1 protein-coding gene is annotated in these 2,308 nt (G+C 61.4%); it reads left to right on the top strand.

Annotation, left to right across the window (positions count from 1 at the left end):
• Nucleotides 1-1,040 precede the first annotated feature (1,040 nt).
• On the top strand, nt 1,041-2,308 hold a 1,268-nt coding region (locus tag EII35_RS15290; protein ID WP_221739794.1), incomplete at its 3' end, for a hypothetical protein.

Raw genomic sequence — 2,308 nt, 5'->3', positions numbered from 1 at the left:
AGATCGCAGCCCCGATCGGCTTCCTGGGATCCACCGGAGACGTGATGAACTGGCCACTGTTCTTCATCCCATGGTCCGAGTTACCAAACCCAGTGACCAAATTTCAGATCACTTGGCGCATCACCGGCAACGACGGCCTGAACGAGCGACTGGTCATGGATCGCACGAACACCATCGTCATCGACTACACAAACTGGTCAGGAAAATCAGGGGCGATCAACAGCGAAGGCTTTTCATTCCTGACAGATGATCCCAACTTGACTATCGATGGAACCGTGAGCGAACCAGGCGTTGAGATTTCTTGGTGGCCGGTCACTGTACCCCGTTCAACAATCTTCGCAGTGGATCCGATTGCAGAGGCTGCACTCCTGGGAGAGTCCGGCGACTTCCTGAAACCCTTGGCGGAGTTTGACAAGCTGGCCCAGCAACATGGACCATTCACCGTGAACGTCTTTCCTCGCACCTCCCCCGAAAGCGAAGAGATAGAGTTTGACCTGTCCGACCCCATCCAAGCACGGATCGCCAAGTACCCTGGTGCTCAAAAAGGACAACGGGCCGCTCTGATGGGATGGTATGGCATGGACAGCCCGTTCATTGGATTCTTGCGCAACACCCAGCCCTATGCACCGATGAATCTAACGGCAAGAATCGAGGAAATCACCAACAACAACAGGGTTCATGTGGGAGATGTTCACCTGGATCTCGCCCAAGCAACTCGCCCCTTCAACGGCGGAGAACTCGAGATTGGCTGGCCCACTGGAGATCAGGCTTCGTCCCTGGAACTGGAACGTTATGTTGTGGATCAATATCATGTCTCCGGACTCACTCCCCTGAAAGTGAAACCAACAATACAGACAGGACCTCTGAACACCCGCCCCTCCTTCACCGTTGAGCCCCAAGGCTTCGAATACGCGATACCCCAAATGGGCTTCGATGAACTGGACGGAACAGGCATAGGTCAAGAGCAGAGTTACCGAAAACGGATACCCGGGACGCTAAGACTTGGAACTTGGAGACAATCCGGCGCTGCTCCGTTCGAGGTGGGAACCTACACCCCGCAGGACCTGGACGATGGCCTGAGCTATGTCCCGTTGGGCGCCTACGACCCCGCCGAAGTCACCGTCACCGAGACAGGACAGATCCTCACCCCGGCCCGTAACGCCCAAGGACTGGCAGCACAACCCTCCTCCGCCATCGTCTCCCTGCAGGGAGCCAAGGAACTCGTCGACGGAGACTTCATCTCCGCCGTGCGCATCCGCGTCGCAGGGCTGGACGGCCTCTCCCGCTCCGAGGCGATGCCCCGCATCGACTCCGTCGCCGCACAGCTGCGAGGCATGGGACTCGACGCCTTCGTCGTCGCCGGGGCCTCACTCCAACCGGTGAACCTCTGGGTGCCGGACTACGCCTTCGGCACCACCGACCCCGCGACACCACAACGTGTCGGCGACCTCGGCTGGGTGAGCCAGGAATTCACCACCCTCGGCGCAGTCACCTGGAGCGAAACCACCACCACACAGGTGGTGATGATGCTGTTCACCGCCGCCATCACCACCGCAGGCATCCTCCTCATCGGCGTCGGCCTGCTGACCCGACCCCGACGCTCCGCTGACCACGCCCTGCTCACATCACTGGGCTGGTCCACCGCCGCCAGACTCCGCTGGACACTGTTGTCCCAGTGGCCAGGCCTGGTACTCGTGGCCGCAGCCACAACAATGGCCACGGTGACCACACCACCCGGAATGCGATGGATCACAGGAGTTTTCCTCCTCCTGGCAGGGGCAGCGGTGCTGGCCTCACACCCCCACCGACCCCAAACCTCCTACGTCACCGGACGCATCGGCAGCCGACGACGACTCATCGCCCTCAACCTGACCGAAACGCTGCTGGCAGGCCTGGCCGCCTGCACCTTCGCCCTCATCGGGGCAGCCCTCAGCTGGTACCAGCAAGTCACCACCAACACCCGCGTCGCCACCGCCATCGGCGAAATCCTCACCTCCTTCCTCACCGTCGCCACCCTGCTGATCGCGGTCGTGACCGTGATCCAACTCGCCACCACCCGGCTGGGCGAACAAACCCGCGCACAACGAGCCCGATTCCACTACTGGCACCTCGGGACACCCCGCCGCACCCTGGTCCGCCAACACCTGCTGACCAGCCTGCAGATGCTCACCGGAGCCCTCCTCCCACCCATGGCGATACTCGGCCTCACCCATCGACTCGCCCTACCCGTCGCTCCAGCAGCCGCATTGAGCGCAGGCTGGCTGACCCTCTGGTTCATCCTGCGCGCCGTGACCGCCCTGAGATGGAA

Source organism: Arachnia propionica (genome assembly GCF_003932785.1).
Classification (GTDB): Bacteria; Actinomycetota; Actinomycetes; order Propionibacteriales; family Propionibacteriaceae; genus Arachnia; species Arachnia propionica_B.
The sequence above is the reverse complement of the archived record's forward strand: the minus strand, read 5'-3'. Positions and strand labels throughout refer to the sequence as shown.